At 72.8% G+C, this 24760-nt stretch carries 14 protein-coding genes; 6 read left to right on the forward strand and 8 right to left on the reverse strand.

All coding sequences use genetic code 11. The features are described from left to right. The first annotated feature begins 7 nt into the window (after positions 1-7). The 3 genes from AC27IY_RS34395 to AC27IY_RS34405 are packed head-to-tail and all read left to right on the forward strand — an operon-like array spanning position 8 to position 9407. Entirely contained in the window at positions 8-1111 is a 1104-nt protein-coding gene (locus AC27IY_RS34395) for a GNAT family N-acetyltransferase (protein WP_487180521.1), read from the forward strand. Beyond that, positions 1108-2073 carry an NAD-dependent epimerase/dehydratase family protein gene (locus AC27IY_RS34400; protein ID WP_487180523.1) on the forward strand — a complete coding sequence of 322 codons (966 nt, stop codon included), beginning with the start codon at positions 1108-1110 and terminating at the stop codon, positions 2071-2073. Before AC27IY_RS34395 ends, AC27IY_RS34400 begins: the two co-directional genes overlap by 4 nt. Then, on the forward strand, positions 2070-9407 hold the full coding sequence (locus tag AC27IY_RS34405; protein ID WP_487180525.1) for an SDR family NAD(P)-dependent oxidoreductase: 7338 nt from the start codon (positions 2070-2072) through the stop codon (positions 9405-9407). The genes AC27IY_RS34400 and AC27IY_RS34405 overlap by 4 nt, the downstream gene beginning before the upstream one ends. On the opposite strand, the gene AC27IY_RS34410 is transcribed toward AC27IY_RS34405, so the two are convergent. Next, positions 9404-9925, reverse strand: a complete 522-nt coding sequence (locus tag AC27IY_RS34410) for a winged helix-turn-helix transcriptional regulator (protein WP_423476187.1) — start codon at positions 9923-9925, stop codon at positions 9404-9406. The two genes, AC27IY_RS34405 and AC27IY_RS34410, sit on opposite strands and share 4 nt — an antisense overlap. Positions 9926-10019: 94 nt before the next feature. On the opposite strand from AC27IY_RS34410, the gene AC27IY_RS34415 reads away from it, so the two are divergent. Continuing rightward, a complete protein-coding gene (locus AC27IY_RS34415; protein ID WP_487180526.1) occupies positions 10020-10595 on the forward strand; it encodes a dihydrofolate reductase family protein in 576 nt (191 codons plus the stop codon). Continuing rightward, complete coding sequence (locus tag AC27IY_RS34420) at positions 10589-11398, forward strand: MBL fold metallo-hydrolase (protein WP_487180528.1); 810 nt, start codon at positions 10589-10591, stop codon at positions 11396-11398. Before AC27IY_RS34415 ends, AC27IY_RS34420 begins: the two co-directional genes overlap by 7 nt. Here AC27IY_RS34420 and AC27IY_RS34425 read toward each other — a convergent pair. From AC27IY_RS34425 to AC27IY_RS34455, 7 genes are all read right to left on the reverse strand, one after another. Next, on the reverse strand, positions 11374-13026 hold the full coding sequence (locus AC27IY_RS34425; RefSeq protein WP_487180529.1) for an amylo-alpha-1,6-glucosidase: 1653 nt from the start codon (positions 13024-13026) through the stop codon (positions 11374-11376). The genes AC27IY_RS34420 and AC27IY_RS34425 overlap by 25 nt on opposite strands. 20 nt (positions 13027-13046) lie before the next feature. Further along, positions 13047-14741, reverse strand: coding sequence for a hypothetical protein (locus AC27IY_RS34430; RefSeq protein ID WP_423449286.1), 1695 nt, complete (start codon positions 14739-14741; stop codon positions 13047-13049). A gap of 5 nt (positions 14742-14746) precedes the next feature. Next, on the reverse strand, positions 14747-16657 hold the full coding sequence (locus AC27IY_RS34435) for a glycoside hydrolase family 127 protein (protein WP_487180530.1): 1911 nt from the start codon (positions 16655-16657) through the stop codon (positions 14747-14749). A 19-nt stretch (positions 16658-16676) separates the two neighbouring features. Further along, positions 16677-17483, reverse strand: a complete 807-nt coding sequence (locus AC27IY_RS34440) for a carbohydrate ABC transporter permease (RefSeq protein ID WP_364447610.1) — start codon at positions 17481-17483, stop codon at positions 16677-16679. Then, positions 17480-18418 carry a carbohydrate ABC transporter permease gene (locus AC27IY_RS34445; protein WP_344207488.1) on the reverse strand — a complete coding sequence of 313 codons (939 nt, stop codon included), beginning with the start codon at positions 18416-18418 and terminating at the stop codon, positions 17480-17482. Before AC27IY_RS34445 ends, AC27IY_RS34440 begins: the two co-directional genes overlap by 4 nt. A 4-nt stretch (positions 18419-18422) precedes the next feature. Continuing rightward, complete coding sequence (locus AC27IY_RS34450) at positions 18423-19691, reverse strand: sugar ABC transporter substrate-binding protein (RefSeq protein WP_344207489.1); 1269 nt, start codon at positions 19689-19691, stop codon at positions 18423-18425. A gap of 66 nt (positions 19692-19757) precedes the next feature. Then, on the reverse strand, positions 19758-20786 hold the full coding sequence (locus AC27IY_RS34455; RefSeq protein WP_344207490.1) for a LacI family DNA-binding transcriptional regulator: 1029 nt from the start codon (positions 20784-20786) through the stop codon (positions 19758-19760). Between the two features lie 353 nt (positions 20787-21139). Between AC27IY_RS34455 and AC27IY_RS34460 the strand changes: the two genes are divergently transcribed. Then, the gene (locus AC27IY_RS34460) at positions 21140-24751 is read left to right on the forward strand and encodes a LamG-like jellyroll fold domain-containing protein (protein WP_487180531.1); all 3612 of its coding nucleotides are present in this window, start codon (positions 21140-21142) and stop codon (positions 24749-24751) included. The last annotated feature ends 9 nt before the right edge of the window (positions 24752-24760 follow it).

Raw genomic sequence — 24760 nt, forward strand, 5'->3', positions numbered from 1 at the left:
CGAGCCGGTGAGGCGACGTTCCGACCTGACCGCCTTCATCCGGTTCCCGCACCTGATCCACCGGCCGGAGGACCCGTGGATCCCGCCTCTGGACCGGGAGCGCCGCGCGTTCCTCGATCCCCGGCGCAACCCGTTCTTCGACTACGCCGAGGCCGCGCTCTTCCTGGCCAGGCGCGGCGGGCGGGTGGCCGGCCGCATCGCGGCCATCCGCAATCCCCGGCACAACGAGCTGCACGGCGCGGACGAGGGGTTCTTCGGCATGTTCGAGTGCGTGGACGACCCCGGGGTCGCGCACGCGCTGTTCGAGGCCGCGGCCGGCTGGCTGGCCGAGCGCGGCCTGCGCACCATGCTCGGCCCGGTGAGCCTGTCGACGAACCACGAGTGCGGCCTGCTCGTGGACTCCTTCGACCGGGCTCCGGCGGTGCTCATGCCGTACAACCCCGCCTATTACCCCCGGCTGCTGGAGGCGTGCGGCTGCGTCAAGGCCAAGGACCTGTGGGCGTGGGAGCTCACCTGGGACCAGGTGCCCGACGAGTTCCTGCCCCTGGCCGACGCCCTCGCCGAAGGCTCCCCGTACACGGTCCGGCCGCTCCGGCTGGCCGACCTCGACAGCGCGGCCTCGCAGATCTGGGCGGTCTTCAACCAGGTGTGGGCGGGCAACTGGGGCTTCGTGCCCGCCACGGAGAAGGAGTTCCGTCACCTGGTCCGTACGTTGAAGCCGATCCTGCGGCCCGAGCTGACGCTCATCGCGGAGCGCGACGGCGAGACGGTGGGCGCGCTGATCGGCGTCCCCGACGCCGGCCCGGCGTTCAGGGCCGCGCGAGGCCGGCTCACGCCCCTCGGCCTGCTGCGGTTCGCGCGCGCCCTGCGCCACCTGGACGCGGCCAGGCTGGTCCTGCTCGGCGTACGGGCGGAGAACCGCGACGACCGGGTGGTGCTCGAACTCGGGGCGCGCGCCATGCGGGCCGCCCGCGAGCTCGGCATCCGCCGCGTCGAGTTCTCCTGGATCCTGGAGGACAACGACGCCGCCAACGGCGTGGCCCGCTACATCGGCGCCCGCCGCTCCAAGACCTACCGGATCTACCGGCGCGGCTGCGAGCCGCCGCGGTGAGACGTTTCCTGGTCACGGGGGCGACCGGCTTCATCGGCAGGAGTCTGGTGCGGCGGCTGCGGGCCGACGGTCACGCGGTCACGGCCCTCGTACGCGTCTCGTCCGCGCCACGGTGGCGGCACGAGCTCGACCGGCTGGGCGCCGACTGCGTCGAGGGCGACCTGGAGACCGGTGCGGGGCTGCCCGAGGCGGTCGCCGCCGCCGACCGGGTGATCCATCTGGCCGCCCTGGTCAAGGCGCGCGCCCCGGCGGACTACTTCCGCGTCAACGCGGAGGGGACCGGGCGGCTGCTGTCGGCGCTGACCGCGCGCCCGGACCCGCCCCGCCTGGTGCTGTGCTCCTCACTGGCCGTGAGCCCGCCTGTCTCGTACTACGGCTTGAGCAAGCTGGCGGCCGAGACGGCCGCCCGTCGCGTGGCCGGGCGGCTGCCGGTGGTGATCGTCCGTCCGCCCGTCGTGTACGGGCCCGGCGACACCGAGTTCCTGCCGTCGCTGCTGCCCATGGCGCGGCGCGGGGTGATGCTCAAGGGCGGCCTCGGGCCGAAACGGTTCTGCCTCATCCACGTCGGCGACCTGTGCACGGCGCTGCTGGCCGCGGCCGAACGGGGCCGGACCGTACGGCGGGACGATCCCACGGCCGGCGTCTACACCGTGTGCGACGGCGTCGAGCACAGCGCCGAGGACATCTGCCTGGCGCTCGCCCGGGCGCTGGGCCGCCGCCCGCCGCTCGTCATCCCGATGCCCGGCCCGCTGGTCGACCTGGCGGCGGCCGGCGCGGAGGTCGTCGGCAGGGTCCGCGGGACCGTACCGATACTCAACAGGGACAAGGCCCGGGAGCTGCGCTGCCCCTCCTGGACGTGCACCACCGGCCGGGCCGCGGCCGAGCTCGGCTTCCGGGCCCGGATCACCCTTCAGCACGGACTCGCGGCGCTCGTGCGCGACGAGATCGGAGGCTCTCCATGACCCCTGTCGCCATCGTCGGGATCGGCTGCCGGCTGCCCGGCGGCATCAGCGACCTCGACGGCCTGTGGGCGGCGCTCTCGGCGGGCCGGGACCTGGTCACGCAGGTGCCGCCGGACCGTTTCGAGCCCGGGCGGTTCGTCGCCGCCGACCCGGCCAGCCCGGGCAAGACCTACACGGCCGCGGGCGGGTTCCTGGACGACGTCGCGGGTTTCGACACCGGCTATTTCGGGATCTCGCCTCGCGAGGCCGCCGCCATGGACCCGCAGCAGCGGCTGATGCTGGAGCTGGCCGTGGAGGCGTTCGACGACGCCGGGTTGGACCCGGCCGTCCTGGCCGGCTCCGCCACCGGCGTGTACGTGGGAGCCTCCACCCACGACTACGAGATCATGCAGGTGAGCGACCCCACCGGCATCAACGCCTACACCAACGCCGGCACCTCGGCGGGCAACATCGCCAACCGCGTCTCGCACGCCCTGGACCTGCACGGCCCGAGCATGACCGTCGACACCGCCTGCTCCTCCGCGCTCATGGCCCTCCACCAGGCCGTCCAGTACGTCGCCGGCGGAGGGCGGCGGATCGCGCTCGCCGGCGGCGTCAACATCCTCATCAGCCCCTACCCGTTCGTCGGTTTCGCCAAGGCGTCGATGCTGTCGCCCCGGGGCCGCTGCCACGCCTTCTCGGCGGAGGCCGACGGCTACGTCCGCTCCGAGGGCGGCGGCTTCCTGGTGCTGAAGTCCCTGGCCGACGCCCAGGCCGACGGCGACCGGGTGCACGCGGTGGTGCTGGGCACCGGCGCCAACGCCGACGGCCGCACTCCGGGTCTGAGCCTGCCCAGCCCGTACGCCCAGGAGCGGCTGCTGCGCGAGGTCTACCGTGAGGCCGGGGTCGCGGCCGACGAGCTGGTCTACTTCGAGGCGCACGGCACCGGCACCCCGGCGGGCGACCCCGTCGAGTGCGAGGCGATCGGCAGGGCCTTGGGACGCCGTCGCAGCCGGCCGCTGCCGATCGGCTCGATCAAGACCAACGTCGGCCATCTGGAGGCGGCCGCGGGCGTCGCCGGCCTCCTGAAGGCCGTGCTCGTGCTCCGCCACGGGCGGATCCCGGCCTCGCTGCACGGCGACCCGCCCAACCCGCGCATCGACTTCGCCGGGTTACGGCTGCTTCCCGTCACCGAGCCGCGGCCGGTGGAGCAGCCGGGCGGGCGCAGGGTCGCCGGGGTGAACTCCTTCGGCTTCGGCGGCGCCAACGCGCACGCCGTGCTCGCCGCCCCGCCCGCCGTCCCGCCGGGGCCCGCCGCGCGGCCGCGCCGCCGGCTGCCCGTGATGGTGTCGGCGCGGAACGAGGCCGCGCTGGCCGAGTCGGCGCGCCGGCTCGCGGCCCGGCTGTCGACGGCCTCCGGCGAGGAGTTCTACGACCTCAGCTACACCTCGTGCCGGCGGCGCGGCCACCGGGAGCTCAGGGCGGCGGTCGTCGCGGGCTCGGCCGCCGAGGCCGCCGACCGGCTCACGCGGCTCGCCGCGGGCGACGCCGCCGGTGGCGCGATCGGCGGGGCCTCGGGACGGGTGGCGTTCGTCTTCTCCGGCAACGGCTCGCAGTGGACCGGCATGGGCGCCGACCTGCTGCGGAGCGAGCCCGTCTTCCGGGCCGCGGTGCACGCCGCCGACGCCGCCCTTGCGCCGTGGCTCGGCTGGTCGGTGGCCGAGGAGCTGGCCGCGCCCGCGCGGCGGTCGCGGCTCGCGCTCACCGAGGTGGCCCAGCCGGCGTTGTTCGCCGTCCAGGTCGGCCTGCTGGAGCTGATGCGGGACTGGGGCGTGCGCCCGCACGCGGTGGCCGGGCACAGTGTCGGGGAGATCGCGGCGGCGTACGCGGCCGGGATCCTGGATCTGGGGCAGGCCGCGCGCGTGGTCGCCGTACGCAGCCGCGCCCAGGCCCCCACCGCCGGGCTCGGCCGGATGGCGGCGGCGGGCCTCGCCCCGGACGAGGCCGCGGACGTGCTGGCCCGCTACGCGGGGCGTCTTGAGCTGGCCGCGGTCAACAGCGGCCGTGACGTGACCGTCGCCGGGGATCCCGAGGCGCTGGCCGCCCTGGGCGACGAGCTCGCCTCCCGCGGCGTGTTCTTCCGGCCGCTGGACCTCGACCACGCCTTCCACAGCGCGGCCATGGACGGGGCCGAGAAGGCCGTCCGCGTGGGGCTCGACGGGCTGCGCGCCGGGGCCGCCGACGTGCCGTTCGTGTCCACGGTGACGGGGCGGGAGCCGCGGGAAGGGCTCGACGCCGATTACTGGTGGCACAACGTACGCCGTCCCGTGCTGTTCGCCCAGGCGGTCGAGCGGCTGAAGGAGCGTGGTTGTGAGCTGTTCGTCGAGATCGGGCCGCATCCGGTCCTGGCCACGTACCTGACCAGGATGGGTGTCACGGCGCTGGCCACCCTGCGGCGGGACGGCGACGGGGCTGCCCTGGTGGAGGGCGCCGTGGCCGCGCTGGCCGCCGGTGACGCGCTGGACTGGGCGCGGATCTTCCCCTGCCCTGGCCGCGTCGCCGAGTTGCCCGCCTACCCCTGGCAACGGGAGCGCCAGTGGCACGGCGGCCCGCAGGTGTGGGCGCGCCCCCTGGACCATCCGCTGCTCGGCGAGCGGGCGCCGCTCATGGAACCGGCCTGGCAGGGGCGGCTCGAACCCGAACGCCTCCCGTGGCTGCCCGACCACGAGATCGACGGCACGGTGATCATGCCGGGGGCGGCGTACATCGAGATGGCCCTGGCCGCCGGTCGCCGGGCGCTGGGCGGCCCCGTCGAGGTGCTGGCCCTGCGGTTCCCCTCCGCGATGACCCTGTCGGCCGCCGACCCCGTCAGGCAGACGCAGGTCACGCTGTCCGACGAGGACGGCCTGTTCCGGATCGCGAGCCGGTCCGGGCAGGAGGGCGAGTGGCGGATGCACGCGCGCGGCAGGGTGCGGCGGCTGCACGGCGAGGCCCCCGGGCGGGTGGACCTCAAGGGCGCGAGGGCCAGGGCCACGCGGCATCGCGACCACGACACCTGCTACGCGGAGCTGACCGGCGTGGGCTTCACGTACGGTCCGAGCTTCAAGGTGCTGCGTGAGCTGTGGACGAGTGCGCGAGAGGCGCTCGCGTCCTACGTGCTCAACGTGTCGCAGAGCGGCTACGAGGCCCATCCCACGCTGCTCGACGGGGCGTTGCACACGGTGATCCCGCTGCTCATCGGCAGCGGTCACGGATATCTGCCGGTGTCGGTGCGTGCGGTGCGGTGCTGGCGCAATCCGCCGCCGTGGGGGTTCGCCCACACCGAGCTCACGTACGTGTCCGAGCACGAGGCCGAGTTCGACGTCAGGATCTGCGACGACACCGGCGAGGTGGCCGTGCTCATCGAGGGCTGCCGGGTGCGGCGGCTGCCGACGACGGCCAGGACGCCGGTGGTCGAGCACCTGACGGAGCTGCGGCCGGCGTCCCGCTCCGGCGCAGGGCCCGTCGCGTGGCCCGCGTCCTGCCGCCCGGACGGCGGCGACACCGCCCGCGCCGGCGGCGGCGACAACGCCCGCGCCGGCGATGGCGACGACGCCGGGACGCAGTTCGCCCACCTCACCGCGCACTTCGTCGCGCGGGCCTTCGCCCGCCTGCTGCCCGGCGCCGACGTCTTCGACGTGCCCGCGCTGCTCGGCGCGGGGGTGCTGCCGCGGCACGCGCGGCTCGTGGCGGCGCTCGCCTCGATCGCCGAAGCGCGCGGCCTGCTCATCCGCGATCACGAGCCGGCCGGCCACGACCGCCCTGACGCCCGGTGGCGGCCGGCCGCCGAGCCGGCGCCCGAGGCGCTGTTCCAGAAGCTCCTGCGCGCCTGCCCCGGCCACTCGGCGGAGCTGATCCTGCGCGGGCGCTGCGGCCATCACCTCGATCAGGTGCTGACCGGCCGGCTCGACCCGGAGGAGCTGATCTTCCCGGAGGGCGGCGGGCACACCGTGGAGCATCTGCTCGACGCGTCGCCGGGCCGGCGCTGCGACTCGCGGCTCGCCCGGGCCGCGCTGGAGGAGATCGTGCGCGCCTGGCCCGAGGACCGTCCGCTGCGCGTTCTGGAGCTCGGCGGCGGCACGGCGGGGATGACGGCCGCGCTCCTGCCCGTCCTGCCCCGCCAGCTGACCGAGTACGTGTTCACCGACCCCTCCGAGCCGTTCCTCCGGCGGGCCGCGGCACGTCTCGCGCCGTACGACTTCGTTCAGTACCGCCTGCTCGACCTGGCGCGAGAGCCCGCCGAGCAGGGGTTCGGCGGCGAGTTCTACGACGTGGTGGTGGCGGACGGCGCCCTGCACGCGGCGCCGGACGTGCGCGCCGCCGTCCGCAGGGCCCGCGACCTGCTGGTGCCCGGCGGCCGGCTTCTCGTGGTGGAGCAGCATGACAGCGACCGGCTGGTCGCCGTGTTCGGGCTGCTCGAACGCTGGTGGTCCTTCACCGACGTCGACCTCAGAGCGGAGAGCCCGTTGCTCCCGGCCGCGCGGTGGGCGGCGGTGCTGGGGGAGTGCGGTTTCGGCGACGTGGCCCGGCTCGGCTCCGGGGCCGAGGCGTCCGTCCTGCTCGGCCGCGCCGAGACACCGGCCCTGCCCGAGGCGAACACGGAGCCGGTCCCGGGCACCGGCACCGCGTGGATCGTGGTGCCCGAGCGGGGCGCCGACGACGAGCTCGCCCGCGAGATCGCGTCGTCGCTGCGCGCCACCGTGCTGGACGCGACCGTGGCCGGTGTGTCCGGCTGGCCGGCGGCTGTCGGCGACGGCGACAGCGCCGCCGACCTCGTGCTGCTGCTGGACGACGAACCCGCAGGCGAGCCGGGGGCGGTCGCCGGGCTCACCGGGCGGCGCGCGCAGGTCCTGCGGGCCCTGGCCGCCGCTCGCGACCGCCTGCCGGCGAGGCTCACCGTCCGCCTCTGGGTCGTCACGCCGCCGACCGGCCTGCACCCGGCTCCGGAAAAGCCCTGTACGCCACCCGCCGCCGCCGTGTGGGGCCTGACGCGCTCGCTCGCCAACGAACGACCGGACCTGGAGATCAGGCGCATCTCCCTGGAACGGGGCGCATCACCCCGTACGGACGCGCACCGCCTGATCCTGGAACTGCTCGAACCGTCCGCCGAGGACGAGATCGTGCTGACCAGGGGCGGCCGGTTCGTGCCGCGGGTCCGTACGGCCCGGCCCGTCACCCGTCCCCATGACGTCGTCGCGGGGGAGCCGTTCCGGCTGCGGCTGGACGACCAGGGGCCCGGCTACCGGCTCGCCTGGGAGCAGACCGGCCCGCCGCCCGAGCCGGGCCCCCACGAGATCGTCGTGGCGGTGCGCGCCGCGGCCCTGAACTACCGCGACGTGCTCTGGGCCCGCGGGCTGCTGCCGGAGGAGGCGGTGCAGGACACCTACCTGGGCCCGCACCTCGGCATCGAATGCGCCGGGGTGGTGACCGCGACGGGCCCGCGCGTCACGAAGTTCGGGATCGGCGACGGCGTGTTCGTCGCCACCGGCGGGTCGCTCGCCTCGCACGTCGTGGCCCGCGAAGGGCTGGCCGGGCTCATGCCGGCCGGCATGAGCTTCACCGACGCGGCCACCCTGTCCATCGCCTGCCTGAGCGTGCACTACGCGCTCGACCATCTGGCCCGCCTCCGGCCGGGGGAGACGCTGCTGGTCCACGGCGCCGCCGGCGGGGTGGGGCTGGCCGCCCTCCAGCACGCCGCCCACATCGGGGCGCGGGCCGTCGCCACGGCGGGCAGCCCCGAGAAACGCGACCTGCTGCGTCTGCTCGGCGTCACGCATGTGGTGGACTCGCGCAACCCCGGGTTCGCCGACCACGTCCGCGCCCTGACCGGCGGCGGCGTGGACGTCGTGCTCAACTCGCTGGCCGGCGAGGCCATCCCGCGCGGGCTGGAGCTGCTGCGCAGAGGCGGGCGTTTCGTCGAGCTGGGCAAGCTCGACCTGTACGGCGACCGGTCGGTGTCGCTGCACCCGTTCCGCGACAGTCTGAGCCTGTACGCGCTCAACCTGGACCTCGGCCCCCTCCTCGAACCGGAGCTGTGGGCCGACCAGGTGACCAGGGTGACCCGTCTCGTGCACCGGGGCGACTACCGCCCCATCGCCAACCGGGTCTACCCGGCCGCGCGGGTGAGCGAGGCGTTCCGGCTTCTGCAGCACTCCCGCCACATCGGCAAGGTGGTGATCTCCTTCGACCAGCCGTTCCCCGTCGAGCAGCGGCGGCGGCCCGTGACGCTCGATCCCGAGGGGACCTACCTCGTCACCGGCGGGCTCGGCGGGCTCGGCGCGGCCGCCGCCGTACGCCTGGCCGAGCGCGGCGCGCGCCACCTCGCCCTGGTCAGCCGCGCCGGCCCGGACGCGCCGGAAGCGGCGACGACCATACGCGCCGTCCAGGACAAGGGCGCGACCGCCACCCCGTACGCCGCGGACGTGACCGATCCGGCCGCGCTGCGTGCCGTGCTCGGCAGCATCGATCGCACGGACCGCCCGCTGCGCGGCGTCATCCACGCGGCGATGGTCCTGGACGACGCCCCGCTCAGCGAGCTGACCCCCGAACGCTTCCACACGGCGCTGGACGCCAAGATGACCGGCGCGTACGTGCTCGACCAGCTCACCCGTGACCGCGAGCTGGGCTTCTTCGTCCTGCTGTCCTCACTCGCCACCGTCATCGGCAACGCCGCCCAGAGCAACTACGTGGCCGCCAACGCCTGCCTGGAGGCCCTGGCCCGGTCCCGCCGCCGGGACGGGCTCCCGGCGCTCGCCCTGGGGCTGGGCGCCGTCGGCGGGACCGGCTACCTGGCACGGCACCCGGAGCTGATGGGCTTCCTGTCGCGGCTGCTGCCGCCGCTCACCCCGGACGAGGCGCTCGACGCCCTCGAAGCCGCGCTGGCGCGGGGCGCGGAGGTGACCACGGCCGCCCGCGTGACGCCGGAGGCGATCGCCGACCGCCTGCCGGCCGTGCGCGTGCCGCGACTGGCCGAGGTGCTGCCCGCGCTCGCCCGCGACCAGGACGGGCCGAACGCCCCCCTCCACGACCTCATCGCCCTGGAGAGCCCGCAGGAGAGGCGGGGGCTCGTGTCGGCGGCCATCGCCGAGCTGGTCGCCGGCATCCTGCACACCACGCCGGACCGGCTTCAGCTCGACCGCCCGCTGGCCCAGCTCGGCCTCGACTCCCTGATGGCCACGGAGGTGGCGGCCACGATCCGGCGCCGGTTCGGCTGCGCCATCCCGGCCCTGGAGGTCATCGGCGCCCAGGGCATCGACCATCTGGCGCAGCTCGTACACGCCCAGCTCGTTCAGCAGCCGGCTCCGGCGGACGGCTAGCCGGGAGGGTCAGGTCGTCGCCGATCGGGGTGTTCCTGCTCGGCGGCGGCGGCGTGGGCGGCGGCGAGGCGGTCGAACGGGCCCGGGCCGTCGTGCGGTTTCGGCGGGGCGTCGAGGTGGCGGACGCGGAGCTCGTCCATCAGCTCCTCGATGAAGGCCGGGCCCTCCTCGCGCATGAGCCGCTGCCGGCTGCGGAGCTCCTCGCTGCCCGGCCGCCAGTCGAGGCCCCAGTTGCCGAGGGCGTAGATGATCGGGAGGGTCTGGATGCCGGCCTCGGTGAGGCTGTAGCGGGCGCGCTGCCCCCGAGCGGCGGTGCCGCGGGTGAGGAGTCCCGCCTCGACGAGCCGTACGAGCCGGTCGGCCAGGATGTTCGAGGCGATGCCCTCGACCGACCCGGTGAGCAGCGCCCGGAAGTGGCGGCGGTCGCCGAAGATGACATCGCGCAGCACGAGCATCGACCAGCGATCACCCAGCACCTCGACGGCGGCGTTGATCGGACACCCGGACCGTGGTTCCACGATTCCCTCCTTGACAGCCATTTCACTCCACCTATAGTACTTGCAAAGTGCAATCACTTGGGAAGAGGAGATGATGGGCCGCTTCGTCTATTCGATGAACGTGTCCCTCGACCTGCGGATCGAGCAGGTGCCCGGGGACAACGGCGCGGGCGAGTGGCTGCGCCTCGGCGAGGAGATGCACCGCGAGGCCAACGCGCGGACGCGGGAGCTCGCCCTCATGGTCCACGGCCGGGTCTACTACGAGACGATGGAGGAATACTGGCCGCGGGCGCCCGAGGACGCGTCGCTGCCGGACTACATGCGTGAGTACGGCGAGCTCTGGACCGCCAAGCCCAAGATCCTCGTCTCCCGCACCCGCCGCAGCGCCGCCCACGGCACCCGGATCATCGGCGGCGACGACGCGATCGACCAGCTGGCCGCCCTGCGGGCCGGGACCGACGGCACCATCAGCGTCGGCGGCGCGACGCTCGCCACACAGCTGCTCCGGGCGGGGCTGCTCGACGAGCTGCTGCTCTGGACCCACCCGTCGATCCTCGGCTTCGGCAGGCCGCTGTTCGACGACTACGACATCCCGATCGAGCTCGACCTGATCGAGCACCGATCGTTCGAGCGCGGCGTCACGATGCGTCGTTACGCCGTCCAGGACACGAAGGAGGCAGGCACGTGCTGAAGCAGGTCGCGGAGGGTGTGCTGGTCCACCAGAGCCCGTTGCTCCAGAACAACGCCGTCGTCGTGCAGGGCCCGGCCGGCGTGCTGCTCATCGACCCCGGGATCACCGGCGACGAGATGGCCGCCCTCGCGGGCGAGCTTCGCCGGCGGGGCCTGCCCGTCGTGGCGGGGTTCGCGACGCACCCCGACTGGGATCACGCGCTCTGGCACGCCGAGCTCGGCGACGCGCCCCGCTACGGCACCGCCCGCTGCGCGGCCGAGCTGCGCGAGCTGCGGGCGGACGCGGACTGGCGGGACCGCCTCGCCGAGGCGCTACCGCCGGAGATCGCCGGGGAGACGCCGCTGGAGCTGTTCGGCCTCCTCACCGCTCTGCCCGCCGGAGCCACGCGGGTTCCCTGGGACGGCCCCGAGGTCCGGATCATCGAGCACCAGGCGCACGCCAAGGGGCACGCGGCGCTGCTCGTCGAGGAACGCGGGGTTCTCGTCGCCGGTGACATGCTCTCCGACGTCCTGGTCCCGATGCTGGACCTGGACGCCGCCGACCCGATCGGGGACTACCTCGACGCGCTGCGGCTGTTCGACGGGGTGGCGGGCGACGTCGAGGTCTTCGTCCCGGGTCACGGCTCCGCCGGCGACGCCGGACGGCTGCGCGCGCAGATCGACCTGGATCGGGCGTACGTGGAGGCCCTGCGCGACGGCAAGCCCGTGAGCGACCCGCGGATCGGCCCGTCGGCCAGGCCCGGCTGGGAGTGGGTGAGCGACGTGCACGACGGGCAGGTTCAGGGCCTCGTCCGCCGCTCGTGAGCGGCGGCCAGGTGGAGGTAGGCGGCGGCCGTCCAGGTGTAGGCGCGGTCGCGCAGGCCCTGGCCGGTGCGGGCGTCGAAGTTCTCGGCGAACCCCGACCGCTCGCACAGCGCGCGGAAGCGGGCGCTGATCTCGTCGGCCAGGTCCGGATAGCCGGCGCGGCGCAGCCCGTCCTCGATCAGCACGGTCGAGGGCGCCCAGATGGGGCCGCGCCAGTAGCCGTCGTCCAGGTAGTGCGGTGAGTCCGGCAGCTCGGTCGCGAGCCCGTACGCGGTCAGGTGCCGCTCGATCCCGGCGGCCAGCGCCGCGCGGACGGGACGCGGCAGCTCCTCTCCCAGCACGATCGGCATGAGGTCGAGCAGGCTGGAGCTGGACCAGGTACGTCCCGACAGCACGCCACGGGCGACGAACCGTTCGCCGTCCCACAGCTCGGCGAGCAGCGCGTCGCGTACCCGGTCGGCCTGCGCGCTCCACCGGGCGGCGGCGTCGGGGCCGGGGGCCAGGCGGGCCAGCTCGCGCAGCTGGAGGATGAGGAAGGCGGCCAGGTCGGCGCTCTGCACGACGCGTTCGGGGTCGAAGGTGGTGGCGTTGTCCCAGCCGCTGTCGTTGCCGTGCTGGTAGTGCGGCAGCTCGTGACCGGGGACGCGGCGGGCGGTGAGCCAGAAGGTGGTCCAGCGTTCCAGCAGCGGGTAGACGTCCGGCGCCGCATCGGGGAGGTGCCGCAGGGCCCAGCCGTGGATGGGCGGTTTGACGAAGTTGTAGAGGATCTCGGAGTGGGTGACGGAGTCGGGGAGCGCGCCGGAGGCGTCCTGGTGGTCGAAGGGGAGGCGGTACTGGTCCCAGGCCAGGCCGGGCAGGCCCCCGGCGACGGCGATGGCGTTGAAGCAGTGGTCCCAGCTCCACACCTTGTCCATCCAGTGCTTCGACATCAGCACCGCCGGGCGGGTGACGAACCCGGCCGGGCGCACGGTGGCCGACCACAGCACGTAGGCGGCCAGTTCGGCGGCGGGCGTCCGCTCGCCGCGCCACGGCGCGACCGCCTGCGCGAACGCCTCGAACTCCGCCCGTGCCGCCTTGACCACCTGGTCGAAGGGGTCCTTGGCGGTGTAGGGGGCGCGGGCGGTCTCGTACTCCTCGATGGCGATCTCCCACTCGCCGCTCAGGCGGATGCCCCGCTCGGCGGCGCCGAGCACCTGCGCGCCCAGGGGCTCGGCCCGCCCGCCGAGCAGGGTGATCCGGTAGCGGCGGCCGGTCTGGTAGAGGGTGAAGACGTACGAGCCGTCCACGGGGTCCTGGTAGAAGTACGGGCCGCTGAACGGCGTCAGGACCGGGTCCGCGGCCAGCACGCGCAGCCCGGCGCCGCGGCCGCGCACCCGCACCGTGTCCACGCTCTCGTAGGCGAGGTCGATCAGGCCGTCGTGCCAGGTGAGCCGGTGGGGGGCGGCCGTGATCGTGGCGGCGGTCTCGGGGACCAGCTTCATGACCGCGTGCATGCCGGTCTGGTGCGAGACCAGATGCACCTCCTCCGCATAGGTCCCTTCCGCCACCACGGGCGAGAAGCCGAACCACGATCCGTGGTAGCTGAACGGGATCTCCCACAGGGAGAACTCCGGGCCTGAGGCGGTCATGAAGCCGGGGTCCCTTCGAATCAGGTGAGGTGGATGTAGTCCAGTTCGGCGTAGCCGGTGCCGCCCGCGAAGTGCGGCGACCCCTTCGCCAGCCGGATCACGTTGTAGCCCGCCCGCAGGTTCACCGTGGTGCTGACCGTGGCGCCGAACTGGCCCCACGCGGCGGTCGGCGGGTAGCTGACGGTGGTCCAGGCGCCGCCGTTGTAGGCGAGGCCCTGGGTGGCGGTGGCGCCGGTGGCGTTGGCGTAGCCGATGGTCATCGTGTACGCGCGGGCGGCCGGCACGTTGACGACGAAGTCGACGTAGCTGTCGGTGCGCGGGGTGCCGGAGTTGTCGATGCGGCCGACGTAGCCGCCGCCCGACGCGCTGGAGGAGGTCAGCCGCTGGGCGCGGAAGACCGAGGCGTTCTCGGCCTCGTAGCGCTGCTGGTAGGCCGGCACGCCGGTGGCGGGCTCGACGACGAGCTGGTAGGCGCTGGTGGCGACCATGTTCGGCACGGAGACGCTGAGCTGGCCGTTGCTGACCGTACGGGTGGTGGTGGAGACGGTCGTGGGGGCGGTCACGGCGGTGAAGCGGCCGCTGGACGGGGTGGACAGGAGCGTGACGCGGACGCTGGAGCCCAGCGCGCCGAGGCCGGTCAGGTTGACCGTGTTGGTGCCCGCCTCGTCACCGAACACCACGTTGACGATCTTGCGGGTGGGGTCGTAGGCGGCGAAGCCGTCCAGGGAGGTCGAGCTGGTGGTCGTGGTGACCATGGAGCCTGCCATGTCGCCGTACCACTTGTAGAGCCACCACGTGCCGGTCGGCTGGTTGTTGTTCACGACCAGGCCGTTCATGGTGCCGTACTCGTACCAGAAGGCGCGGTGCGCGGACTCGACGCCGCCGCGTTCGAGTTTGGCCACGTAGCTGGCGATCCGGCCGGGGACGTCCACCTCTGCGGGGGCGGCGTACTCGTTGATGGAGATGCGGCGCGGGCTGATGCCGAGCGAGGCTTCCAGGTTGCGGTAGTCGGCGATGTCGGCGGCGATCCTGCCGGGGTTGCTCAGCTCGTGCCAGCAGATGATGTCGGGCAGCGTGCCGGTGTCGCGGGCGCGGGTCAGGAACGCCTGCATCCACGACCGGCTGTACGTCGCCGTGCTGGGGCCGACGATCGGCGTGAGCGGGTCGAGGGCCCGGACCGCCCGGTGCGTACGGACCCAGCCGTCGTTGAAGTTGCCGGCGGCGGCGGTGTTCCAGGTGTAGTCGGGCTCGTTCCAGAGCTCCCAGGCCAGGACGTTCGTGACGGTGGTGGCCGCGAGCCGGGCCCTGACCATGGTGTCGACCTTGGCCAGCCAGTCGTCCCAGCTCACCCACCGGTAGGGGAAGTCGGGGTAGATGTCGGGCATGCGGATGTACTGGCCGGCGCCGACGCGGTCGGCCTGCGGGGCGATCAGCAGCGAGTCGCCGCCCGGCGGCTGGCCGTTGGGCCGCTGGCCGACGCCGGGGGCGGGCTGGGTGAGCGAGTTGACCTTGATCGGCAGCAGGGTGGAGTCGGCGGGGCGGGAGTTCTCCGCCAGGCCGTACAGGCCGCCGGAGGCGGCGTGGGTGACCGGGCGGAAGGGCTGGGCGACGTTGACGGTCAGCGTCGCCCCGGCCGCCGCGGCCGGGGGTGCTCCGGTCACCACGGTGGCGGCCGTGGTGACCAGGGCTAAGGCGAGCACTCGGATGCGGGACATGAACGTCACTCTCCTTGTGTTGGGGGCTGAGCAGAGGAGACGGGCAGGAAGAGACGCATGCTCGACGGCCCGCGCCGCGCCCACCCGTGGTAGGGCGCGAGCCGCACGTCGAACCACTCGCCGGGTGCGGCCCCGGCCGGATCCGGGGGATAGGGCCAGGCCCCGCCGACGAGGTCGAGCATCCGGCCACGGACCACCGCGCCACCGGGAACGGCCCGGGGGACGGCGCGGGGATCGACGACCAGGGAGTCGAGCCCGCCGGGATCGGGCAGGTCGCGGGACTCCAGGCACAGCACCTCGGGCCCGCGTTCGACCGCCACGCACCCCCGTACGGCGTCGATGCGCGGGTCGGGCCAGCTGAAGCGGGGCTCCATGGGCAGGTCGAGGACGATCTCGTCGCCGGCGCGGAAGGCCCGCCGCACGCTCACCAGGCCGGGCTCGGCAGGGCGGGTCCGGCCGCCCTCGGTCAGCGTGGCCCCCGCGGCCCAGGCGGGGACGCGCAGGGTGAGCGTCCAGGGCGCGCCGGCGTCGGCCGCGATCCTGACGCGGACGGTCCCGCTGTCGGGGTAGGCGGTCTCGACGTCCACGGACACCGGCCGCCCGTCCGGCAGCTCGGCGCGGATCCGGCAGGGCGCGTACTGGTGGATCCGCAGGCCGTCGTCGTCGCTGGTGGCCAGGTAGGCGTGCAGGCTGGCCAGGGTGCGGGCGACGTTCGTCGGGCAGCAGGAGACGTCGAACCAGGCGGCCCGCGCACCCCCCTCCGCGCGCGGGCTCACCTCGTCGGGATCGGCCGGCCTGCCGGGGACCCGCTGGTGGAGGGGGTTGGCGTAGAAGAAGGCCCGGCCGTCGTCGCTCGGGGAGGCCGCGATGACGTTGTAGAGGGTGCGCTCGATGAGGTCGGTGTAGCGCACGTCGCCGGTGGCGAGGTGCAGCCGCCAGGAGACCATGACGGAGGCGACCCCGGCGCAGGTCTCGCAGTAGGCCCGGTCGGGAGGCAGCTCCCAGTCCTCGCCGAAGCCCTCGTCCTGGTGGCGCGAGCCCATGCCGCCGGTGATGTAGGTGCGGCGGGCGACCGAGCGTTCCCACTGGCGTTCCACGGCGCGCAGCAGCTCGTCGTCGCCGCGCTCGACCGCGACGTCGACCGCCGCGGCGGCGAGGTAGAGCGCGCGGACGGCGTGGCCGCGCCACACGTCGGCCTGCCTGATCGGGACGTCGTCCTGGAAGTACGCCCGCCCCAGCGGGATGTCCCGCAGCCTGCCGTGACCGCGCCGGTCGAGGAACAGGCGGGCCTGCTCGACGTAGCGCTCCTCTCCCAGGGCGCGGCCGAACTCGGCCAGGCCGACCTCGATCTCCGGATGGCCGCAGATCCCGTCGATGCCGCCGGGGCCGAAGGCGCGGCACACGTGGTCGGCGGCCCGCCGCGCGACCCGTACCAGGTCGTCCTCGCCGTGGGTGCGCAGCCGGGCGACGGCGGCCTGGAGCAGGTGCCCGGTGTTGTACAGCTCGTGGCCCATCTCCAGGTCGCTGTAGCGCGGCGGCTGGTCGCCGTGGCCGAAGCAGGTGTTGAGGTACCCGTCCGGGTCCTGGGCGCGGGCGACGCGGGCGGTGAGCCGCTTGATCGCCGCCTCCGTCCCCGGGTCGCCGGTCCTCGCGCTCTCCCAGGACAGGGCCTCCAGCAGCTTGTAGACCTCGGAGTCGGAGAACGACCAGCCGGGACGGTCGGGCCCGGTGGTCCCGTCGGCGACCCGGTCGAAGTTGGCCAGCCAGCCGAGGCGCTCCATCCACGCTTCGCAGTGGGCGAGCGTCGCCGTGGCGTTCACGGCCTGCCGGTCGCCCCAGAACCCGCCGGTGAGCGTGACCTGCGCGAGCCCGAGGGGGCGTGCCCGGCCGTGTGACGGCAGCACGGGGCTGGTCATATGGTGAAAACCCTTTCTTTCAGTCCTTCACGGCGCCCGCGGTGACCCCGGCGGCGATGTAGCGCTGCGCGAGGACGAGCAGGAAGGCCGCGGGAAGCGACGCGATCACGGCGGTCGCCATGATCGAGTTCCATTGCGTGGTGTTGTTGCCGATGTAGCGGAAGATGCCGAGCGTGATCGGGATGACGTCGCTGTTGCGGTTGAGCGTCGAGGCGAAGATGAAGTCCGACCACGCCCACAGGAAGGCGAACAGCGACACGGTGATCACGGAGTTGCGGCTGAGCGGCAGCACGATCGACACGAACGTCCGCCAGGTGCTCGCCCCGTCGATCTGCGCCGCCGCCATGACCTCGGCGGGGATGCCCGCCATGAACGCCCTGAACAGCAGCACCGCGAACGGCACGGCCAGCGTCGAGTCCGCCACGATCAGGCCGGGAACGGTGTTGAGCAGCCCCAGCCTGATGTAGATCGCGTAGAAGCCCATGGCCATGACGACGCCGGGGATCATCTGCGCGACCAGCAGCAGGAAGTCGATCGTCCGCCCGCCGCGCGGGCGCAGCTTGGCCAGGGCGAACCCGGCGGGCAGGGACACCGCGAGCGTGAGCGCGACCGTGCCGAGGCCGATGAACAGGCTGGTGGCCAGGGCGGGCAGCTGCTGGGAGAACGCGGCGGCGTACCCCTCGAACGTGGGGTCCCACGGGAACCAGTGGGGCGGGTCGGCCCGCATGTCGCTGGTCTTGGTGAGCGAGACGTTGAACATCCAGTAGACGGGAAAGAGCATCACGCCCACCAGGACGACGCCCACGACGGTTCTCCACGCTCTCATGCCGTCTCCTTCTGCAGGCGCACGTGGGCGAGCCCGGCGGCGAAGGCGATGAGGATGAGCAGGTTGCCGACGGCCGCCGCCGGGGAGAAGTCGGGCTGGCCGGTGCCGAACGCCTCGCGGTACGACCAGATGGCCAGCGTCGTGGAGGCGTCCGCGGGGCCGCCCCTCGTCATGATCCAGATGATGTCCACGACCTTGAGCGTGTAGATCAGCCCGAGCAGCAGCGTGATCATCGACACCGGCCGCAGCAGCGGGAACGTGATGCGGCGGAACCGCTGCCACGCCCCGGCCCCGTCCAGGCCGGCCGCCTCGTACAGGTCGGCGGGGATGTTCTGCAGCCCGGCGTACAGGATCACCAGGTTGAACGGGACGCCGAGCCAGATGTTGGCGATGGTCACCGCGAGCAGCGAGGTGTCCGGGGAGGTCAGCCAGTTGATCTGCCCGATGCCGAAGGCCCGCAGCGCCGCGTTGACGATGCCGTTCTCGCTGTTGAGCATCCACGACCAGGTGGACGCCGACACGATCAGCGGCAGCAGCCACGGCACGAGGAACATCGCGCGCAGCGCCGCCGAGAGGCGGAAGTTGCGGTGGAAGAAGACCGCGAGCGCCAGCCCGATGGCGTACTGGACGGCGATGGAGCCCAGCGTGAACAGCGCCGTGTTGCCGAGCGCGCTCAGGAACGCGTCGTCGGAGAGGATCCGGAGATAGTTCTCCAGGCCGGTGAACTCCGGGTTCCCCTGGATGAAGGCGCGCGGCGTGTAGTCGTGCACGCTCAGCTCGATGTTGCGGTAGAGCGGATAGGCGTAGAACAGGAGCAGGTAGACGACGAGCGGGGCGAGGAAGGCGGCGGCCGTCCACCGCCGCGCCCGCCCGCGCGAGGGGGCTGCCCGCACGGCTCCCCCCGCCGCGACCGTCCCGGTGCGAAGTGACGTCATGGGATCAGTTGCCGGTGGCCTGCTTCGCCTGGGCCTGCGCCTCCTTGAGCGCGTCGGCGGGGCTCGCCGAGCCGCTCAGCGCCTTCTGCACCCCGGTCCACAGCGCCTCGGAGATCTTCGGGTAGTCGGTGCCGAGGTTGTCACTGGTCCGGCCCTTGGCGCTGCGCACGGCCTCCACCCACGGCTTGAGCGAGGCCTCCTTGGCGAGGATGGCCTCCTGGCCGGCGGCCGTCGAGGGGATGTAGTACGCGAACGTGGTCCCGGTCTCCACCAGGCCCTCGGGCGTCGTCATGCATTCGAGGATCTTCTTGGTGACGGCGTACCTGGCGGTGTCCTTCTGCACGGGGACGGTGATGAACTCGCCGCCCGTGGGCGTGGGGGCGGCGCCGCCGTCCTTGCCGGGGATCTGCACGACGCCGGTCGGGAAGTCCGCCTTCGCGGCGCTGTTGATCTGCCAGGTGCCGTTCTCGGCGAAGGCGAACTCGCCGGTCAGGAACTCCTCCCAGGTGGTGTTCTGCGAGTTGCTGATGACCGAGTTGGGGGCGATGCCGTCCTTGACCCACGAGGTCCACAACGTCAGCGCCTCGACGGCCTGGGGCGAGTCGAGCTGGGTGAGCTGCGCGCCGGCGCCCCAGAACCACGGCAGGAACTGGAAGGAGCCCTCCTCCGTGCCGATGCCCGCGAAGGTGATCGGCTTCTTGCCCGCCGCCTTGACCTTCTTCAGCGCTTCGCCGAACGAGGCCCAGTCCTTGATCGAGGCCGGGTCGACGCCCGCCTCGTCCAGGATCTTCTTGTTGTAGTAGAGGGCGAGGGTGTTCGCGCCGATGGGGATGCCGTACGTCTTGCCGTCCAGCTCGCCGGCGGCGATGAGGTTCTTGTCGAACCTGGAGGTGTCGAGGCCGAAGTCGGCCATCGCGGTGAGCATCCCGGCGTCGGCCAGCGTCGAGACGGCCGGGTTGTCCAGGAGGATGACGTCGGGCGCGTTGCCTTCCTGACCGGCCAGGAGCGCCTGGTTGGTGAGGGCGGTCGTGTCGTAGGCGGTGCGCTGGATGGTGACGCCCGCCTGCCCGGCGCAGGTGTCGACCCGCTTGGCCCAGGCGGAGTTCGCGTCGTGCTGCGGGTACGGGTCCCACCAGGTGTACGCGCCGCTCGTGGCGCCGGCGCCGGCGGAGGAGGAGGCGCCGCTCTGCGGCGGCGTGGAGGCGCAGGCGGCCAGGGCCAGGACGGCGGTTCCGAAGACCGCCGCCCTCGTGGACATCGACGGACGGTTCATCGATTCCTCCAATGTTAACGCTCCCATTGCGAGCGTGCTGTACGTGTGGGGGGTAGGGGGCCGGTGCTAGCGGGAGTGCGGCCTCGGGGGAGCGGTGCTGCCCCGATCGGCCAGTTCGGGCGAGATGAAGCGCACCACGAACGGCTCTTTCCTGGCCGCCGTGGACTCCACGCGGCGCACGAGCTGCCGCACGGCCATGGAGCCGAGGCGGTCGGGCGCGCTCTCGATGAACGAATAGGGCAGGGAGAAGGTCGCGGCGAAGTCGGCGGAGTAACGGCCGATGACCGACAGGTCCTCGGGCACCCGCTGCCCCCGCTGGTAGGTGACCGACGGCAGCGCCGCCGCGGCCGCCTCGTTGTTGATCAGCAGGCCGGTCGCCGCCGGGTAGGCGTCGAGCAGGCCGTTGAGCAGGCGTCCCACGGCGGGTTGCCGGGACTCGCCGTACACGGCGTGCAGGGTGACGCCGAGCTGACGGGCGCGGTCGAGCGCGGCGTCGCGCAGGCGCCACACGTACGCGCCGCCGCGCTCGACCACGTGCTCCGGATGGGAGATCAGGATGAGCTCGCGGTGGCCGAGCCGGTGGAGGTGGTCCACCATCACCCGCCCGGCCTCCTCGAAGTCCAGGTCGAACACGTCGAGCCCCGAGCAGTCGCCGGGCAGCCCGACCAGCGCGCCCGGCTGCGGCGCGGCGCGCAGGATGGGCAGCCTGGCGTCGTCCTGGGCGATGTTCATGAGCACGACGCCGTCGACCATCCGGGAGTCGGTGATGCGCCGCAGCGCCCGCACCCCGTCGGCCTCGGTGACCAGCAGCGTGTCGTAGCCCAGGTCGCGGGCGGTGTTCGTGACGCCCAGGATGTACTGCAACATCGCGGGCGCGAACTCGTCTTCGTGGAACTGGGCGAGCAGACCGAGGACCTTGGTCTGGGCGGTGGCGAGCGCGCGGGCGCCGGCGTTCGGCGTGTACGCGAGCGCCTCGGCGGCGGCCAGCACGCGCCGGCGCACCTCCTCCGAGATGGGCCGCTTGCCCGACAGCGCGTACGACGCCGTGCTGCGGCTCACCCCGGCCTCCCGGGCCACGTCTCCGATCGTCGCCACTCTCACCTCCTGGTGTTGAACCGGTTCGACGATTGCGTTGCACTGCTCCCATGCATCATCGTCCCGAAGTCGCCTTCTTCCTGGAGATGGGCAGGCTCACGTCACACCGACGCCATCCTGCGATCACCGGAGCGAGCGAACCGGTTCAACGATGTGGCTCGACTGTCGCTCCCGTGCGGGCGGGCCGTCAAGACCGCCCACAACCGGCGATACCGAATCGTGACATGTCGGAAACGCCAGAGGATCACCCCATTGACGGGCGCGACGGAGCTACGTAACCTACGCGAAACCCTCGGTTGCGTCGCGCTCTGCTCCCACCGCCTTGTTAGCGCTCACATCTCAGGGACATCGCAATGGCATTCCCGAGCATCACCAGGGCCTTGTGCGCAGGACTCCTCCCGGCGGCACTCACCCTCTCGCTGACCACGGGGATCGCGGCCGCCGCCGCCGCTCCGGCCCCCGTGCTCGTCTACGACTTCGACACCGACGACGTCACCACCGCCTCCATCACCGACTCCTCCGGCAACGGCCTGCACGGCGAGCTGGTCAACGCGGCCACCGCGACACTCGTGGACGGCGCGGCGGGCGGGCACGCGCTGAGCCTGCCCGGCGGCGCCCCGACCTCCGGCGGCGCCTACGTCAAGCTGCCGCTGGCCGCGATCAAGGACAGGACCGACCTGACCGTCTCCGCGCGGGTCAAGTGGGACGGCACCACGTCCCCCTGGCAGTGGATCTACGCGCTGGGCAAGGACAACACCCGCTACCTGTTCAGCACCCCGTACAACGGCGACGGGAAGCTGCGCACGGCGCTCACCACGTCGGGCGGCGGCGCGGAGGCGCAGGTCACCGGCTACGCCCCGCTTCCCGCGAACGCCTGGAAGACGCTCACCGTCACCCTCGACACGGCCGCCGGGCGGATCACGACCTACCTCGACGGGGCCGCCGTCGCCTCCGCCCCCACGACCATCACCGCCAAGCAGCTGATCGACGCCTCGACCACGTCCGCCGGGTTCATCGGGCGCTCGTTCTACGCCGACCCGCTGTTCGACGGCGCGATCGACGACTTCCGCGTCTACGGCGCGGCGCTCACGGCCGAGCAGGTGGCCGAGGTGGCGGGCGGCACCCCGCCGACGCCCACCGGCCTCAGCCAGAACGCCTTCGACGTGCGGACCTCCATCGGCGCCGCGCCCGCCCTGCCGCCCGCCGTCCGGGCCGCCTTCTCCGACGGCTACGACCGCGACCTGCCCATCACCTGGCCGGCCGTGGACCCGGCCAAGTACGCCACCGCCGGGACCTTCACCGTCACGGGCACGGCCGGCGGCCGGCCCGTCACCGCCCAGGTCACGGTGATCCGCGAAGGCCAGCTCGTCATCGACCTGGCCAAGGACACCGGCGCCTTCCACGGCGGCGCGTCCGGCACGCTCTACGGCCTGTACGGGCCCGGCGTGCCGACGAACAACCTCATCGAGGGCATGAAGCTGCGCACGGTCTCGACCAAGGCCCAGGACGGCCCGCAGCATCCGGGCGCGGACGCCCTGGAGGTGGTCAAGCCGCTGGCCGACAGCACCGACGGCGACGTGTACATCTACATGACCGACATCCACCGCGGCTTCCCGTACCAGTGGCCGGGCAGCACGCCGGAGGAGAAGCTCGACCTGTTCAAGCAGAAGATCGCCAAGCAGGTGGACCAGGTCCTGCAGCTCGACCCGAAATATCGCGACAACATCGTGTTCGTCCCGTTCAACGAGCCCGAAGGCAACATGTTCGGCACGGGGGAGTGGAGCTACAACCGGGTGAGCTGGCTCACCGACCCCCGGCACTACTTCAAGGCATGGGACGAGGTCCACGCGCTCATCAAGGGCAAGATGCCCGACGCCCGCATCGCCGGACCCAACACCAGCGTGCTGTACTCCCAGGTCAAGGGCTACCTCCAGCACACCGTCGAGGCCGGCACGGTCCCCGAGGTGATGACCTGGCACGAGCTCAGCCACCCCGAGCAGGTGCGCACCAGCGTCAAGCGCTACCGCGAGATGGAGGCCGAGGTCTTCGCCGGCACCCCCTACGCCGGCAAGAAACTCCCCATCAACATCAACGAGTACGCCTTCAACTACCACACCTCCGTGCCCGGCCAGATGATCCAGTGGGTGTCGGCCATCGAGGAGTCCAAGGTGGACGCCGACATCGCCTACTGGAACATCGACGGCAACCTGTCCGACTCCGCCGTCCAGGCCAACCGGGGCAACGGCCAATGGTGGCTGCTGCACGCCTACGGCCAGATGAGCGGCCACACCGTCCAGGTCACGCCGCCCTACCCCGGCAAGAACTACAGCCTCCAGGGCCTCGCCACGCTCGACCCCGCCAAGAAGCAGGCCCGCACCATCTTCGGCGGCGCGAGCGGCCCCGGCCACATCCGCTTCGAGAACGTCCCCTCGAACGTCCTCGGCCGCAAGGTCCACGCCTGGATCAGGGAGATCCCGTGGACCGGGCAGATCGGCGACTCCCCGCAGCCCGAGCACGTCGCCGAACGTGACATCACCGTCGAGAACGGAGCCGTCGCCATCGACCTGCCCGCGCTGGAGGAGTCGTCGGCGTACGAGATCGTCCTGACCCCCGCCGGGACCGGCACCGAGACAGCCTCGGCACCGCACCTGTGGGAGCGGTCGTACGAGGCCGAGGACGCCAAGTACACCGGCAGCGGCTACACCCGCAACGGACCCGAAGGCTCACCGTCGGACGTGTCGAAGTTCTACACCTCCGGCCGCTACGACGTCGGCGGCCTGCGCACCGGCTCCGACGGCGTCCTCGACTTCACCGTCGAAGTGCCGCAGACCGGCCGCTACGACCTGAGCGTCTTCGCCAACTCCCTCAACACCTACGACCTGGTACGCGAACAGGGACCGACCAACGTCTTCGTCCGCGTGGACGGGGGAGCGGAGCAGGAGCTCCACCTGCCCCTCGGCTACAAGTGGGTCGTGTGGGACCACGCCGACACCGCCGTGCAACTGACGGCGGGCACCCACGTCATCTCCCTGGCCGCGCGCAGCCTCGACGGCTCCAAGACCACCAAGGGCGACGCGATCGTCGACCGCATCCACCTGTCACTGCCGAACCCGGCCGCGGCCACCTCACGCTACGAGGCCGAACTGGCCGAACTCCGCGGAGCACGAGCCGCCTACGACGTCAAGGGCGCCGGAATCTCCGGCTCCGGCGCCGCGACGGCCGCCAAAGGCCAGTCGGTGACCTTCTGGGTCTACTCCGCCGAGGACACCGCGGCCGTCCTCGACCTCAAACTGTTCGGATCCGGCAAGGCGAAAATGACCGTCAACGGCCTGGAGGTGCTGGACGACGCCCGGCGCGGCGACTCCACCGCGACCGTGTCACTGTCCGGCGGCGTCAACAAGGTCACCGTCACCGGCCGCTCGGCCACCACGATCATCGACCGCCTGGACGTCCGCCCCGCCCCCGACGCGCTCCCGGCCACCGTCTACGAGGCGGAGTCGGCCCAGCTCGCCGGCACGGCCACCGCCAAGCCCCTCACCCTGGCCGGCGGCAAGTCCGCCGTCACCGGAATCGGCGGCCCCCCGGGCAACGCCAACACCCTGACCTTCACCGTCCGGGCCGACACCCCCGGCACGTACGCCATGCGCGTGCGCTACTCCAACCCCGAGCAGTCACCCGCCACGCACTACAACCCCGACCCGCTGGCCCGGCACGCCGACATCACCGTGAACGGCGCCGCCCCGCAGCGCGTCCTGTTCCCCCACACCTTCCACGAGAACAACTTCTGGGAGCTCACCGTGCCGGTGACCCTGAAGAAGGGAGACAACACGGTCCGGTTCTCCAGCCAGGAGCTGCCGAACTTCGACGGCACGACGTACGCGTCGCAGACGTTCCCCGGAGTGCTCCTGCGCTCCCAGTACGCACCGGTGATCGACAGGATCACGGTGGCGCGCTACAACCGCTGACCCACGCAC

Source organism: Nonomuraea sp. B208 (genome assembly GCF_057536035.1).